General features: G+C 31.0%; 2 protein-coding genes. Both read left to right on the top strand.

Going from position 1 to position 745, the window contains the following annotated elements; genetic code table 11:
- Positions 1-209: hypothetical protein (locus tag ACQY5W_RS13115; protein ID WP_428025422.1), on the top strand; the 209-nt coding region annotated here is incomplete at its 5' end.
- Between the two features lie 20 nt (positions 210-229).
- Positions 230-355, top strand: coding sequence for a hypothetical protein (locus ACQY5W_RS13110; RefSeq protein ID WP_428025421.1), 126 nt, complete (start codon positions 230-232; stop codon positions 353-355).
- The last annotated feature ends 390 nt before the right edge of the window (positions 356-745 follow it).

The following is a 745-nucleotide window of genomic DNA, read 5'->3' as shown; positions in this document are numbered from 1 at the left end:
ATAGCTTCATGAGTGATCACCAAATTCTGAAAAGGAAGCGTCAAAAATATATTGTAGAGAGTGATACGGATGAAGATAATGAAATGGTGGACCTGAAGAATGAAAAAATTAAAGCTGAAAGCAACACCAAATCAATAAAAGAGGAAAAGCTGGAAGCTTTTCTTGCCACTGGAGAGCGATTGTCTAGAAGGATAAATAATCGCAAGTAAGATGAATGAAGGAGAAACCAATGAAAAAAGGAGAAATCAACGACCAAAAAATAGATGAACAACAACACGTGAACAATGAGGTACAAACAATATTTAATGTTTTTTCGATTGGTGTTTTGGTGAAATTGACATTGTTTTTGTTGTGATTCAGGTTGATATAGATGGGTTAAGCCGTTCAATTTTCAAGGGAAAAAGAAAAAAATGTACAAAAAGACAAAGATGGAAACAATCTCTCATAAGAAAGACAGAGAAATCATTGATGTATTCGTCACAAGATGGAGAGTATAATGATGATATTTCAGATACGAAGGTATTGTCATTAAATGTACTATTGCAGATTATAATTTTATGACATGATTTTTTTTAAAAAATTGGAACAAGTTTTGATAATTTACAGGATTATACTTACAATACAAAAAAATATAAAGCTTAAGGAATGTTAGATAGAGGTTGAATCTGATAACAAACAACGTGGTTTTCAGACTTCAAATAAGCAGGTATGCAAGTGTATCTCACTATATAATTTATAATTGAGA

This window comes from Arcobacter sp. (genome assembly GCF_050300555.1).
Taxonomy (GTDB): Bacteria; Campylobacterota; Campylobacteria; order Campylobacterales; family Arcobacteraceae; genus Arcobacter.
Note: the sequence above shows the minus strand (reverse complement) of the source record. Positions and strands in the feature narration are given on the sequence as shown.

Excerpts from the sequence above, each read along its gene's own strand:
- ACQY5W_RS13110 (WP_428025421.1), top strand. The coding sequence starts at position 230 with ATGAAAAAAGGAGAAATCAACGACCAAAAAATAGATGAACAACAACAC.